Origin of the sequence: Nonomuraea sp. NPDC049400 (assembly GCF_044466425.1) — a bacterium.
In the GTDB taxonomy this organism is placed as follows: Bacteria; Actinomycetota; Actinomycetes; order Streptosporangiales; family Streptosporangiaceae; genus Nonomuraea.
The window spans coordinates 87,513-101,209 of sequence record NZ_JBITMP010000029.1; the positions used below are offsets into that span (position 1 = coordinate 87,513).

A 13,697-nucleotide genomic window follows, 5' to 3' on the forward strand; every position below is an offset into this window, starting at 1 on the left:
CACGCCCTTCCTATGCTGGGGTTATGGACAATCGGGCCGAAGTCAGCGCCTTCCTGAAGTCCCGCCGCGACAAGATCACGCCCGAGTAGGCGGGCCTGCCCGCCTACGGGCAGCGGCGGGTGTCCGGGCTGCGCCGGGGTGAGGTCGCGATGCTGGCCGGGGTGAGCGTTGAGTACTACACGCGTCTGGAGCGTGGCAATCTCGGCGGGGTCTCCGACAGCGTCCTGGACGCCCTCGCCCAGGCCCTGCGGCTGGACGACATCGAGCGGGACCACCTGTATGCCCTGGCCCACGCGGCCAACGCCCGCCCGGCGCGGGCGCGACGCCGCCCGACCAGGGCCGCCGTGCGGCCCAGGTCAGGAAGTACCACATCGGATTCAGACACGCGCCGGCCAGCAGCATCGCCGCATTGCCCAGCCAGATCGGCCGCTGCCGCATCAGGCGCGGCGGGATCAGCGGGGCGCCGGCCAGGCGCGCCTCGACGACGATGAACAGTCCCAGCATGACGACCCCGGCCAGGGCGGCGGCCGAGGCGAGAGCGACTGAGCCGGCCAGGCCGTAGGCCAGCGCGGCCAGCCCGCCCGTGGCCAGGACCGCGCCCAGCACGTCCAGCCGCCGGGCGCCCGCCTGCCCGGACCTGGGCCGCAGCAGCCGGGCCGCGGTCAGGCAGGCCAGCCCGATGGGGACCTTGATCAGCAGGACCGAGCGCCAGGACAGGTACTCGGTCAGCGCGCCGCCGATGAGGTTGCCCGCGGTTCCGCCGGCCAGGCTGACGGCCGTCCAGATCGCGATCGCCCGGGTGCGCAGTGGCCCCTCGGGAAAGGCGGTGGTCACGATCGTCAGGGTGACCGGGGCCAGGACGGCCGCGCCCAGGCCCTGGGCGGCGCGGGCGGCGATCAGCAGGCCCGCGGATCCGGCCAGGCCGCCGGCCAGGCTCGCGGCCGTGAACACCGCCAGGCCGATGCTCAAGATACGCCGGTGCCCGTACAGGTCGGCCAGCCGCCCGCCGAGCAGCAGGAATCCGCCGAACACCAGCGCATAGGCGTTGCCCACCCCGGCCAGGTGACGCGCGTCCAGGGCGAGGGCGTCTTGGATGGACGGTAGCGCGACGTTGATCACCGACACGTCGAGCACCACCATGAACTGCGCCGCGCACACCAGCGCCAGGATCGCTCTCACCGGCCAACCTCTTCAAATCAATGCGGTCACATCGGTTTACGGTCAGCATGCAAACCGATGTGTCCGCATCGGAAATCTGGGGGGCTAGGATGATCGCGGCGGCCTGGCCGTCTGTCGCTTGAGGATCCTCGTCGAGGCGTCGCCCATCCGGGGCTTGAGGGTCGGGCCGGTTTGTCTGGTCGCGTCTCCCTGATGCATGGGGAGGTGTGTGCCCGGATGAGCGCTCGTATCGGTGCCGTCGTGCTGGCGGCGGGTGTGGTGGCCAGCATGGCGCTGGGGCAATTCATCCCGTTTCTCCCGGCAGTGGGTGAGGAGTTCGCCCTGCCGCTCACCGCTGTGGGCTGGCTGTCGTCACTGATCACGCTGGTGGCCGGGCTCACGTGCCTGCCGCTGGGAATCTGGCTGGAGGCCCGGCGGCTGCGCGGGATCTTCCTGGCGGCTCTGCTGCTGCTCGCAGCGGCAGGGTTCTGGGCAGCAGGGCTGGGGGCGGCGTTCACGGACGGCGTCGCGGCGTTGTTCACCGTGCGGGTGATTCAGGCTGGCGGCTATGCCCTGGTGGTGATCATCGGGCCGAGTCTGCTGGCCCGGCTGCTGACCGGCAGGGCGCGGCAGAGCGCGCTGGCGTTGTGGGGGTTGTGCATTCCGGCCGGGCTGACGCTGGCCACTGCCGGGGCTGCGCTCGTGGGAACGGCCGGATGGCGTGGCCAGGCGGCTGGCATAGGGGTGATCACCCTGATGGTGGCGGCGCTGGCCGTCACGCTGCCCCCCGATGCCTGTCCTGGGCGGCGCGAGCGGGCCGCTGGGGTGTCCAGAGCCGGTGCGGGGGCGGGCTGGGCGGTGGCCGCCGTGGCGGCCGGGTTCGCGCTGATCGCGTTGATCGGGGTCAGCGTGGTCACCATCCTTCCCGCCTATCTGGCGGCTACGGCGGGCCTGTCCGGTACTCGCTCCAGCCTGCTGACCGCTGTGGTGTCGGCGGCCAGTGTGCTCGGCAGCCTGGCAGCGGGCGCGGCCCTGCGGGGCGGGGCACAACCCGCCAGGCTGGTCGCCGCAGCGGTGCTCATGGCGCCTTTGAGCGCCGGGATCTTCACGCCGATGCCGGTGGCGATCGTGGCCGTGTGCGCGGCGGCGGTGCTCGTGCTCAACGGCCTGGCCGTCTCCGCGCTGTTCGCGGTCCTTCCCGCGGTAGCGGGTGATCGGGTCGCTGTGGCGGTCGCGGCCCTCACGCAGGCGGGCAGCCTCGGCACGCTGTTCGGGCCGCCGCTGTACGCCGAAGCCGTCGAGACGATGGGGTGGGGCGCGGCGATCGCAGTGACAGCAGCCATCGCCGGTACGGGCGTCGGCTGCGCCCTGGCCGCGCTGCGCGGTCGTTAGCCGGCGCGGTCGGTGAACGCGGCCTGCTGGATGGCATACAGCTCGGCGTAGGGGCCGGGGCGGGCGATGAGGTCGTCGTGGCTGCCGTGCTGGACGATCCGCCCGGCCTCCAGTACGACGATCACATCGGCCATGCGGACCGTGGGGAAACGGTGGGTGATCAGCACTTCGGCATAGCGGGCGAAAGTGGCCGCCTCGGCGGGGGCGTCCAAGGAGGCGGTGGGCTCGTCCAACACGAGCAGCAGCGGCGCATCCCGCATCGAGGCGCGGGCGAGGGCGAGCTTCTGCCACTGGCCGCCGGACAGTTTCACGCCCCGCTCGAAGGTGTCGCCTAGTTGGGTGGCCGGGCCGGAGGGCAGGCCGGCGACCAACTCGGTGCCGCCGGCCAGGCGCAGCGCGGCGTCCATCGCCATCGGGTCGTGTAGGCGGGGCAGGTCGCCGACACCGACGGTCTCGGCGGCGGTGAGTTCGAAGCGGGCCAGGTCTTGGAACACCGCGCTGATCCGGCGGCGCCATCGCTCGCTCGCCAGCGCATGTAACGGGACGTCGTCGAGGAGGATGTAGCCGGCGGTGGGCCGGTACAGCCCGCACAGGAGTTTGGCCAGGGTGGTCTTGCCCGAGCCGTGCGAGCCGACCAAGGCGACGGTGGTCGCGGCGGACAGGTGCAGGTCGAGGTCGTGCAGGACGGGCCGGTCGGTGCCGGGGTAGGCGAACGACACTTGGTGCAGGGTGATGCCGCGGGCGAGCCGCTGGGGTGGTTCGGCGGTGGTGGTGGTGGGTGCGGGGGCGTGGGTGCGGGCGTAGGCGCGTAGCCAGGCCAGGCGGTCGGCGGCGCGCAGGCCGGCGGCGACCGAGCCGAGGTGGAAGGCCAGCCGGGAGGCTTGGGTGACGAACTGCACGCCGACCGTGGCCACTAGGACGAGGTCCCCGGCCGTGGCCTGGCGCTGGTGGGCGAGCCAGGCGGTGTAGCCGAGCGCGGCCACGTATCCGGCCAGGAACACCGCCGCGCCGGTGAAGGTGAGCAGGGCGGCGCGGATCCTGGCCTGCGACAGCTCGGTGGACGTCTCCTGCCAGTGGCGGGCGGCCATGGTGTCCAGGACGGGCGCGGCGCGGCTGAGCCGGACTTCCTTGGTCGTCTCCGCCGAGGTGGCGGACTCGGTCAGGACCTGTTCCAGGCGGGTGGTCTCGGCGGTGTTTTCGGTGGCGGCGTCGAGATGGCGGGCGGCACGGCCGCGCACCAGCAGCGAGGGCAGCACAGCCCCGCCCAGCACCAGCGGCAGCAGCGGGTGCACGGCGGCCATCAGCGCCACGCCCAGCGCGATCTGCGCGCTGTGCTCGACGACCAGGGCGATCGCCCACACCGCGAAGTACAGCTGCCAGCTCTCCTGCCGCAGCATCTGCAGTTTGTCCAGGTAGGCGGGCCGCTCCAGATGCTCGATCGTGGGCACCCCAGCGGTGAGAGTGAGGATCTCCTGCTGGACGGCCAGGCCCATCCGCTCCGCGAGTTCCTGCATCAGTGCGAGCTCGGCGCGGCCAAGGGCCACGCCGGCTGCCAGCGCGCTCCCGGCCGCCAGCCCCCACAGCACGGCCGTCGTCGCCTGGCCGGCGGTGGCGGTGTCGGTCAGCTCGCGCAGGAAGAGGCCGGCCAGGCTCTGGCTGACCGCGCCGAGGGTGAGGAAGGCGGCCAGGATCAGGGCGGCGCGCCGGTCGGTGCGCCAGGCCAGGACCAGCAGCGTGCGCAGGGTGTGCCGGCGGGTCATGCGATCAGCTCCGCCTGCAGCCGGTACCAGTGCGCGTACCGGCCGCCCAGCGCGAGCAGGTTGGCGTGACTTCCCTGCTCGGCAATTGTGCCGCCGTCCAGGACGGCGATCCGGTCGGCGTGCCGGACGGTGGCGAAGCGATGCGAGATGAGCACCAAGGTGCGGCCGCGGGTGCGCTCCAGCAGCCGGTCGAACACCTCCCGCTCGGCGCGGGCGTCCAGGTGGGCGGTCGGCTCGTCCACGATCAGCACCTGACGGCCCGCGCGCAGCGCGTACAGGGCACGAGCGAGCGCGACCTTCTGCCACTGGCCGCCGGACAGATCCCGGCCGCCGGAAAAGGCCCGCGACAGTGGCGTGTCCAGGCCGGCCGGCAGAACCTCCAGCAGATCGAGCGCGTCGACCGCCTCCAGAGCGGCCAGCACGTCGGCGTCGGTGCCGTCGAAGCCGGGATCCCCCAGACGGATGTTGTCACGCAGCGGCAGCGGGTAGCGGACAAAGTCCTGAAACACCACGGCGGCGTCCCAGACCGGGGCGGCAGTGCCGCGCTGGGGCGCGTACAGGCCGGTGAGCAGCTTGACCAAGGTGGTCTTCCCGGCGCCGTTCAACCCCACGATCGCCAGGTGTTCCCCCGGCCGTACCCGCAGGTCGAGTCCGTCCAGCACCGGCCGCGCGCTGCGCGGGTAAGCGAAGGTGACCCCATGAAGGCCGATCGCCTCACGGCCCATGTTCTGGCCGGCCGGCTCGGCGCTCGCCCGCGAGAGGCTCGCAGACGACAGCACGCGCATCGCGGCCTGGTACGGCGTGCTCCCGTAGGCGATCTCGAACATCTGGAAGCTGCCCGCCCCGTAGGCGAAGACCAAAAGCGCCGCCAGCACGCACTGCGCCAGCGCGCCCGCCTCCAACACGCCCGCGGCCGTCAGCCAGGCCAGCGTGGCGAACACACCTGCCGCGTTCAGCAGCTGCAGTGCCAGCACCTGCCCGTAACCGCGGACGACCGCCCGGCGGCCGCGCGCCTGCGGTGTCAGGAACACCCGCATCGCGGCCACATACCGGCCGATGAAGAGGTGCTCCAAGCCGAAAACCCGGATCTCCTTGGCGGCGCCCGGCCCGCCCGCTACTTCCGCCAGGTAGTCGGCCCGGCGCTGTCGGCGCACCTGCTCGGGGCTGTCGGTCAGCGACTCCACCCCGCCCGGCCCGACCAGCGTCGCGGCGATGCGCCGGTTCTGCGCGATCGACAGCGTCAGCGCCGCAGCGGCCAGCCACCATACGTGCGCCGCCAGCACGACGGCGCCCAGCAGCGCCGAGGCCAGTCGGCTCGCCTCGCCCACCCACGCCACCGCCGCCGTCCCGGCCGTCCGGCCTCGATGCCCCATCAGGGCCAGCCGCACATCGGCCTGCACCTGCGGACGCTCCACACCGGCGGGCGGCATGGCCGCTGCGGCGGCCCGGATGCGGGCCCGCAGCACGCCGTCGATCCGCCGGGCCGCGGCCGCTCCCGCGGGCTCGCGCAGCGCCGTGCACAGCTCCTGGCCGAGCAGCAGGACCAGGAGAGTGACCACCGGGGCGAGGCCGCCGCCGGCGACCACCCGGCCGAGCGGCACCGTGCTGAGCGGCCCGAGCACCGCCGCCCCCGCGCTGAACACGGCCAGCGGCAGCAGGCGGCGCGGACCGGCCAGCGGCAGCAAGCCGACGGCCTGCGCGCCCCTTACCGTAATCCAATGGGGCCGCATCGATTTACCATGAGTTTGACGCTAGCTCGGCTACATTGAAACGGTCAATCCGATGTGGTCATATTGAGAAGATGGAACGAGAAGGTGGGTGGCGTGGCAGAGCACGCAAGGGCCGAACGACGTACCCGCGGGCCCGGCGCGCACCATGCGCAGCGGCGCGACGAGATCGCCGACGCCGTGCTCGCCATCGTCGCCGACCGCGGCCTGGCCGCCGTGTCCCTGACCGAGGTGGCTGCCCAGGCAGGCATCTCACCCGGCCGCGTGCAGCACTATTTCCCAGCCAAACGGCAGCTCCTCGAGGCCGCCTTCGAGCGCGGCAACCACCTGTCCAGCACCCGCATCCGCCAGCGGGTCGGCTCCGACCTGGAGGCCGCCGAGCCGCGCCTGGTGCTGACCACCGTCCTCACCGAGCTCATTCCCTACGACGCTGCCACCGAGGCGCACATGCGGATCCGCCAGTCCTTCCACGCCTTCGCCTTCGCCGAGGAGAGCATCGCGTCCCGGCTGCGCGTCCTGTACGCCGACTTCCACCGCCAGATGGCCGACCTGATCAGCAAAGACCAGCAGGCCAGCCGTATCCCCGCCACCCGGCACCCCTATGAGATGGCGCTCGCCCTGGTGGCGCTGGCCGAAGGGCTGGCCGCCTACGTGCTCGCCGGCGTCACCTCCGCGGCCGTCGCCCGCGACCGCGCGCTGGAGGCCGTTGCCGACCTCTACCGCTGAATCGCCATCCACGAGTGCCGCCTCACCCTTGGCCAGATCGATCATGCCGCGCGGGCGAGCGTGTCCACCGACGATCCGCTTGACAAGATCGCCGCCCAGCGTCCTTGCCGGACCCCACGTCCGCCTGGGCGAAGAGACCTCCGCCCCGCGTCACCGCCGAGCATGCCCAGCCGCACGCGGTCGACGCTCAAACTGACCTCACCAGCCCTTGGCTCCTCGTCTGATCAGGGCTGACGCGATTCGCGTGTACCTGATGACAGCTTCGTCAACGACCGGCCGCTTCCTCTGCGTGCCCGGAGGCTCAGCCACGGGCGGCCTCCTCCATGACCTTGCGCGCGTCGCGTTCGAACGACGTCCGGGCCCTGAGCGTGAGGAGCCCGCCCGCGACCATCGGGAGCACCAGGACGTACATCCCGGCCAGCAGTGACCCGAACCGGTCCGAGGCGATGCCGACGACCAGGGAGCCGAAGGCGCCACCGCCCGTGACGAGCAGCTGCAGGACGGCGAAGCCGAGCCCGCGCGAGGTGGCCGGGACCACGTCCGCCAGGCACGCCGTCAGGTTGGGCATCGCGATCGCCAGCAGCGAGCAGGCCAGCAGGACCAGCACGGCCATCGCGCCGATCGACTCCATCGACAGCGCCACGGCCAGGACCAGCGAGCCGGCCGTGAGGCCGCTGCCACCGGCCAGCAGCCGGCCGCCCTTGCGCGTGCCGTGCCATTTGCGGCCCAGCCACGTGCCGACCAGGGTGCCGGTCAGCGTGCCCGCGACCGGGATCAACCCGGTCAGCGAGCCTGCCGTGCCCGTGCCGACGCCGAGGCTGCGCACCATGTACGTGGGCAGCCAGTAGAAGATCCCGGCCAGGCCCAGCGTGAGGAGGCAGAGGCCGGCGCAGACGAAGGCCAGGGTGGGGATGGCGAGAACCTGCCGCAACTGCCGCCAGAACGGCAACCGCACCACGGCCGCGGACTCCGGAGACACGGCGGAAGTGTGCGCGGGAAAGACCAGGGCAGCGCGCGCCGCGGAGGCCGGGGGAGCGTCACCTGCGGCCACCAGCCGGTCCAGCCGGCCGCGGGGCGGCTCGCGGAGCAGCCAGACGAGCAGGGCCGTGAGCACGCCCGGCACAACCAGGACGAGGAACGCCGTACGCCACGAGTACGCCTCCGCCAGCACCCCGCCGAGCAGCGTCCCGACGCCCCCGAGGTGCGTGGTGACCCGCGTGAACCCGTACGCCTTCGCCCGGCTGACCGGCGGGTAGTAGTCGGCGAGGAGGCTGCCGGCGGCGGGGTTGTCGATGTTCTCGGCCGCGGCCAGGAGCACGCGCATCAGGTAGAACATCAAGAAGCCCGTGGCCAGGCCGGAGCCCAGCGTGGCGACCGCCCAGACGAGGACGACAACAGCGATGATCCGGGTACGGCTGAGCCGGTCCGCCAGATACCCGGCGGGCAGGGCCACCACTGCCGCGGCCAGCGCCGCCGCCGTCGGGATCGAGCCGGCAGCCGTGTCGCTGAAACCCCATTCGCCCTGGATTGCTGGGAGCACGCCGGAGAGCAGGTTGTGCTCGATCCGGTCCACGAATCCGACGATGAACAGGACCACCAGCGGCGCCCACCCGAACGGCGCGCGCGAGCCCACGTCGATGGCACCGGCGCGCGGCGAACCCAACGTCCCGACCATGCCCACCCTTCGGTGCTGAGATTCTAGAATCTTGTTCTAGTATCTCAGAGTAGGGCAGTCGCCGGTGGCGAGGAGGCGCGCGCTGCGCTGAGTGGGGCCAGCCTAACGGACACCCCGGTTCACATCGCCTCGCGGAAAGGCGCATGGCAGGGATGGCCGCTGCACCTGCCATGCGCCTTGCTCGACGGACAGGGCTTACCAGCGCTCCACAAGGTGCTCGCGACCAGACGGCGGATCATACGGCTCCGGCCAGTAGTCGACGATCCGGCTGATCAGTCCCTGGTCGGAAAGCTCGAACCACACGCACGCGTCCTGATGCTCGGCGCCGACCCGCGCGTCGATCCACGCCGCAGCATGGCGACCGTCGGCGACGATGCGCCGCGCCTGAAGGTGCCAATCACCGGGATACTCCATGTTGAACTGGAGGAAGGCCGACTTCCCGCGGATCCGTTCCCGGGTTTGCGGCATTTCGTACACCACATCCTCGGCGAGCAGGGCACCGAAGCTCTCCCAGTCACGCCGCTCGGCGCTGTCGATGTAGGCATGTACGGCATGTCGGCTTCTGGCGGTCTCATCCATACGCCGGACGTTAGTAGGTCGCCGGGCAGAGCACCGCTTCGACGGCCTTGATCATTGCGGGGACGACGGCGTGGGTGTCGGCGGTCTTCAGCGTGACCGAGATGGCGAACTGGCGCCGGCCGTCGGCCGAGGCGAAGGTCAACGCGGTGAGACCGGGCGCGGAACCGCCGGGCATGGCACCTTTCAGCGTCCCTCCGCACAAACCCGCGCCCTGTTGCCCGCTCCCATCAGCCTGCGGTTGGGTGAGGACCTGCTGCAGTGGCGCCGGCAGCAGCTTGCCACGGGTGAAGGCTCGCTGGAAGGCGCTGACGTCATGTGTGGTGGAGACGACGCCTCCGGCTCCGTTGCCGTAACTGGCGTTGAACCGGTGCACGTCGCGCAGCGTGCCGGTGGAATCGGGGTAGTAGCCGTGCCCGTGCGGGCCTTTGATGCCCTGCGGAGGCTTGGTGACCTGGTAGGTCCGGGTCATGCCCAGCGGGCGGAAGAGGCGCCGCTTGAGCTCGTCCGCCAGGGTGTGGCCGGTCACCTTTTCGATGATCATGCCGATGAGGGTGTAGTTGGTGTTGGAGTAGCTGAACTTCTCGCCGGGCTCGCCGGTGCGCGGCCACCCACGGGTCATCTTCACCATGTCGATCGGCCGGTAGTAGGTGGTGAAGTCGAACACGTCGAACGCCGGTGTCGTTGAAGAGCCCTTGCGGAACCAGTCGGGGATGCCGGACGTGTGCTGGATCAACTGCCGCACGGTGATCTCGTCGGCCCGCTCCACCAGACCGTCGGCGGCCACCTCGGGCAGCAGGTCGCCGAGCTTGTCCGCCAGACCGAGCTTGCCTTCCTCGACCAGTTGGAGCAGTACGGTGGCCACCATCTGCTTGGACTGTGACCCGATGCGGAAGCGAGAATCCGGCGGGATCTTGCCTCCCTTGCCGTCGAGTAGCCGCGAACCTGCGGATCCCTGGCCGGCGGGCTTGCCGTCCACGTATGCCCCGCCGATGGCGCCCACCACGCCGGGGGTCTTGGCCAGGGCTTCCATCGCCTGCTGAACGTCTCCGATGCCGGACCTGTCAGCAGGAGGACCGGCCGGCGATTGAGCTGGGGCGGTACGGGCGGGGGCAGCCGCCGCGGGCGGGCTCGCGGCCAGCAGCAGGGTCGCCGCGGTCGCGGCGCTGATGGTGCGGACAACGGTCGCGTGATTCAAGGAGAACAACTTTCTCGGATTCGAGTTCAGGCGAAGCGGTCAGGAAGCCGCGGCGGCCCTCGGCCGGGCGCTTTCGGTGATGATCTGTCGTGCCGTCTCGACGATGGGTGCAATGGGGGTGTCGTAGTTGCTGAGGATCAGCGCCACCCAGCCGAGGCCGGGATAGGTGTCCAGGTAGTTGGCGGCGCCGGCGGCGCTGCCGGAGTGTCCGACGACGTGCCGCCCGCCCACGATGGCGTCGATGAAGCCGTAGCCGTAGAACAGCTGCTGCCGGGTGAGGCCCGGCTGTTCCGACGGAGACATGATCATCTTTCCCGTGGTGATCAGTTCGGCGTACGCGGGGCCGAGCAGCGTGCCGTTCCGCAGGGCACGTGCGAAGGCGAGCAGGTCGGTGGCGGTGCAGTAGGCGCCGCGGTGCGGCCCGCCGACGAACGGGAAGAAGTCGCTGGTGGTGAAGTCGACACGGGAACCGGACGGCTGGGACGCATAGGGGCGTGCGATGGTGCGCTCGGCTGTCACCTGGGACTTGGTGAAGAAGTCCGAGTGGGTCATCCCGGCCGGGGCGAAGACGTGCTCGCGGACGTAGTCGTAGTAGGACCGTCCCGACACCGTGGCCACGATCTCCCCGAGCAGGAAGAATCCGTCGTTGCTGTAGCGGTATCGGCTCCCTGGGGTGAACTGCAGCGGCAGAGCGCGGATGGCTTTCGCGGTGCCGTCCCACACCTTCTGGACCGTGTCCCATTCCGGTCTGGTCGGCGGCTCGGAGCCGACGGCCGGCCTGCCGACGCCGGAGGTGTGCGTCAGGAGCTGGTGAACGGTGACGGTCTGGCCGATCTCCGCCGGGAACCCCTGGAGATAGGTGCCGAGCTTCTCCTGGAAGGCGATCTTGCCTTGCTGCGCGAGCTGGGCGACCGCCACCGCGGTGAAGGTCTTGGTCACCGACGCGATGTCGAAACGGGTGTCCAGCCGGTTGGGAACCGAGGAGGCCTTGTTCGCCATGCCGTAGGCGCGCCGCAGCACCGGCCTGCCCTGCTGGGCCACCAGCACGACGCCGGAGAACAGGTCCTTGCCGGCCCGGTCCGCGACGAAACGGTCCAGCTTTCCGCCAGGCCGCAGATCGGCGGGTATCGAGCCGGAGGCCGAAGCCTCCGCCTGCGCGGGCTGACCGGCCGTGAGCAGCCCGGCCGCGATCGGAGCGGCGCCCAGCAGCCCGAGTACGGACCGCCGGGAGGTGGACGTTTCGTGGGTCATGACAGGCTCGCCTCCTCGTAAACGGCTGTCGCGATCTCGCCCAGCGCCTGGCCCGCGGCATCGAGAAGATCGGCAGAGGTGGGACGCTGCTCCATGAATGCCGCGAACGCCGTCCTGGAGCCGCCGGGGAGATCGATGTACCCGGCCAGCGCCTTGGCGACCAGCGGCTCGCCCGTGTCGGGTGACGTCGTGCCGGCTGTCCCAGTCTTGGCGTGGACATGACCCGCGGCGGGCGAACCCACCTCGACGTCGGCCAAGGTCCCGTCCCTGCCCATGATGGGCAGCGCCTGGTGGAATTCACGGAAGTACCGCTGCCGCGCCATGTGGCGCAGGAACCCGATGAAGAAGTCCGGCGTGTATCTCACGTCGGCGGCGCCCGGCGGGTTCGGGTTCAGCCCCGCCTGCTGGAAGAGCCGGCTCTGGAGTTCTTCGCCCCGCCGCTTGGCATTGTGCGCATCGCGTCCGGCGATCGCCCCGACCAGATAGGGGAAGTGGACGGTATGCACGTTCGAACTCACCTTGAGCATGACCTTCACCTCCTCCGACAACGGCAGTGAGACCTGCTCCGCCAGGAGGTTGCGGGGGTTGTCATAGGCCGCCGGCCGACCGCGACCCGCAGCGGCGTCCACGCCGATCCCGGCGTCCCCGAGCGCGGTGGTGAAGGCGATCTCAGCAAATCGGGTGGGGCCGGGCACGTGGTAGGCGATGAACTGCTCTTTACCCCCGAGGACGACGTCGCCGACGAGCCGCACCTGCCGCGTGCCGTCCGGGTTCGCGACGTCACCGGTGAACGTCAGCCGTCGTGCGTGCGCCGCCCTGTCCGCGGCGATGGTGGTCACCTCGTTGGCGATCCGTACGTATCCGGTGTCCGGCGACAACCTCACCAGCCCCGGCGCCCCGACCCGCGCCCCTGGCCGCACTGACACGTCCACGACGTTGTCGTTGACCATCATGGGCGACACCGCGGCCTTGACGCCGTCGCTGAAGATGTCCTCCAGCCCTTCACGGAACAGGGAGGCGTCGACCAGAACACCGCCTTCGACGCGACGGATCCCCCGGGCTCTCACCTGGCGGGCAAGACCCCGAATTGTCCCCAGCGGGTCACCCGCGAGCGGCCTGGCGTTGTAGGTGTGGTCGGGATCCGGAAGGGAAAGCGTGCCGTCGCGCTGGACGCGGCCGCCCAGCAGCAGGTCCCCGCCCGCCACAAGAACCAGATCGCCCTTCAGAACGCCTCGCGCGACCGGGCCTGTGCGATACACCCGGGTACGGAAGCGATAGCCGCCGCCCAGCGTCGAGAAGGCGGTACCGGCGGGGAAGATTTTGAACGACGACCCGGCGATGAACAGCTGATCCGTGTTCATCGAGTAGAGGTCTTCGCCCGAATGCAGCGAAGAGACCTTCATGCCCCAGCGAGAGCCCTGGAACTCAGGCCTGCGGATGATTTCCTGGATCCTGGCGTCGATGGCGGGACCGCCTGTCCCGCCATGGCCGGGAAGGTTGAGCTGGTTGACACGGAAGCCGGACAAGCCGCTTAACGGAAGTGCCCCCAGCACGCTGAGCATCGCTCGCCTGGACCATGCCGGCGGCGATGATGATGATCGGTGTCGAGTCACGCCGACATGCAACACAGCGGCATGTTTCCTCGCCGTTTCCGCCGCCGCGGTACCCCTGAGATGCGACGAGGACCTGCAGTCAATGCTGACCACCGCGGCAGGGCCGCCTCAGGTAGGCACCCGGCGACGATGGCTTCGACCTGGCGGATCGTGTCCACCAGATCGCCGAGACCGGAGTCGCCGTCCTCACCGTCAAGGGCGGGGGCCGCGTGGCGAGTTCGGCGAATCCCTCGGCGACGGGTGCTCCTGGCCAAGAAGAGTTACCGACCTTTGAGCGGGCAACGATCCAGGGAATCCGTCAAATGACCGGTGAGCATTCATCGGCGCTGCACAGATCAGGCACCCGCCCTCGGGGTGGCCCTGGAACCCTGCCGCACCTTCCACCAGACACCGATAGTCGGGGCACTGCGTGAAGTCGTCCGCCCTGCACTGCATGAGGTGCTCGATCAGCACCTTGGACTCCGATCTGGTCCAGGTTCATTCCCTCCCGCCTTGGCACGGATGATCGTCACGACGCGGATGAGGTGGTCACGGGTGTAGCGGCGCCGGCCGCTCACCGGGGCGGCCGGCGTCAGCAGGCCCGTCGCCTCCCAGTGGCGCAGCACGTGCGGTGCGAGATCG

General features: G+C 70.7%; 11 protein-coding genes and 1 pseudogene. 3 read left to right on the forward strand and 9 right to left on the reverse strand.

The window, feature by feature from the left end; all coding sequences use genetic code 11:
- The first annotated feature begins 149 nt into the window (after positions 1-149).
- A complete protein-coding gene (locus ACIBVN_RS36615) occupies positions 150-491 on the forward strand; it encodes a helix-turn-helix domain-containing protein (protein WP_397144556.1) in 342 nt (113 codons plus the stop codon).
- Here ACIBVN_RS36615 and ACIBVN_RS36620 read toward each other — a convergent pair.
- Positions 430-1,140, reverse strand: a pseudogene (locus ACIBVN_RS36620) (MFS transporter); the annotation flags it as partial. The gene ACIBVN_RS36615 and the pseudogene ACIBVN_RS36620 sit on opposite strands and share 62 nt — an antisense overlap.
- A 255-nt stretch (positions 1,141-1,395) precedes the next feature.
- On the opposite strand from ACIBVN_RS36620, the gene ACIBVN_RS36625 reads away from it, so the two are divergent.
- Positions 1,396-2,550: an MFS transporter gene (locus ACIBVN_RS36625; protein WP_397144454.1), complete on the forward strand. Its 1,155-nt coding sequence runs from the start codon at positions 1,396-1,398 to the stop codon at positions 2,548-2,550.
- Here ACIBVN_RS36625 and ACIBVN_RS36630 read toward each other — a convergent pair.
- A complete protein-coding gene (locus ACIBVN_RS36630; protein WP_397144456.1) occupies positions 2,547-4,310 on the reverse strand; it encodes an ABC transporter ATP-binding protein in 1,764 nt (587 codons plus the stop codon). The genes ACIBVN_RS36625 and ACIBVN_RS36630 overlap by 4 nt on opposite strands.
- On the reverse strand, positions 4,307-6,040 hold the full coding sequence (locus tag ACIBVN_RS36635) for an ATP-binding cassette domain-containing protein (protein WP_397144458.1): 1,734 nt from the start codon (positions 6,038-6,040) through the stop codon (positions 4,307-4,309). The genes ACIBVN_RS36630 and ACIBVN_RS36635 overlap by 4 nt, the downstream gene beginning before the upstream one ends.
- Positions 6,041-6,133: 93 nt before the next feature.
- Here ACIBVN_RS36635 and ACIBVN_RS36640 point away from each other — a divergent pair, with 93 nt between their 5' ends.
- Complete coding sequence (locus ACIBVN_RS36640; RefSeq protein WP_397144460.1) at positions 6,134-6,763, forward strand: TetR/AcrR family transcriptional regulator; 630 nt, start codon at positions 6,134-6,136, stop codon at positions 6,761-6,763.
- A gap of 301 nt (positions 6,764-7,064) precedes the next feature.
- Here ACIBVN_RS36640 and ACIBVN_RS36645 read toward each other — a convergent pair whose 3' ends face one another.
- The 6 genes from ACIBVN_RS36645 to ACIBVN_RS36670 all read right to left on the reverse strand — a co-directional run bounded on the left by ACIBVN_RS36645 (position 7,065) and on the right by ACIBVN_RS36670 (position 13,681).
- On the reverse strand, positions 7,065-8,438 hold the full coding sequence (locus ACIBVN_RS36645) for an MFS transporter (RefSeq protein WP_397144462.1): 1,374 nt from the start codon (positions 8,436-8,438) through the stop codon (positions 7,065-7,067).
- 195 nt (positions 8,439-8,633) lie between these two features.
- Positions 8,634-9,017, reverse strand: a complete 384-nt coding sequence (locus ACIBVN_RS36650; RefSeq protein ID WP_397144464.1) for a nuclear transport factor 2 family protein — start codon at positions 9,015-9,017, stop codon at positions 8,634-8,636.
- A gap of 10 nt (positions 9,018-9,027) precedes the next feature.
- Positions 9,028-10,212 carry a serine hydrolase domain-containing protein gene (locus tag ACIBVN_RS36655; RefSeq protein ID WP_397144466.1) on the reverse strand — a complete coding sequence of 395 codons (1,185 nt, stop codon included), beginning with the start codon at positions 10,210-10,212 and terminating at the stop codon, positions 9,028-9,030.
- 39 nt (positions 10,213-10,251) lie between these two features.
- On the reverse strand, positions 10,252-11,463 hold the full coding sequence (locus tag ACIBVN_RS36660; protein ID WP_397144468.1) for a serine hydrolase domain-containing protein: 1,212 nt from the start codon (positions 11,461-11,463) through the stop codon (positions 10,252-10,254).
- Complete coding sequence (gene dacB, locus ACIBVN_RS36665; protein ID WP_397144470.1) at positions 11,460-12,989, reverse strand: D-alanyl-D-alanine carboxypeptidase/D-alanyl-D-alanine-endopeptidase; 1,530 nt, start codon at positions 12,987-12,989, stop codon at positions 11,460-11,462. The genes ACIBVN_RS36660 and dacB overlap by 4 nt, the downstream gene beginning before the upstream one ends.
- A gap of 533 nt (positions 12,990-13,522) precedes the next feature.
- Positions 13,523-13,681, reverse strand: a complete 159-nt coding sequence (locus ACIBVN_RS36670; protein WP_397144472.1) for a MerR family transcriptional regulator — start codon at positions 13,679-13,681, stop codon at positions 13,523-13,525.
- Positions 13,682-13,697: the final 16 nt, after the last annotated feature.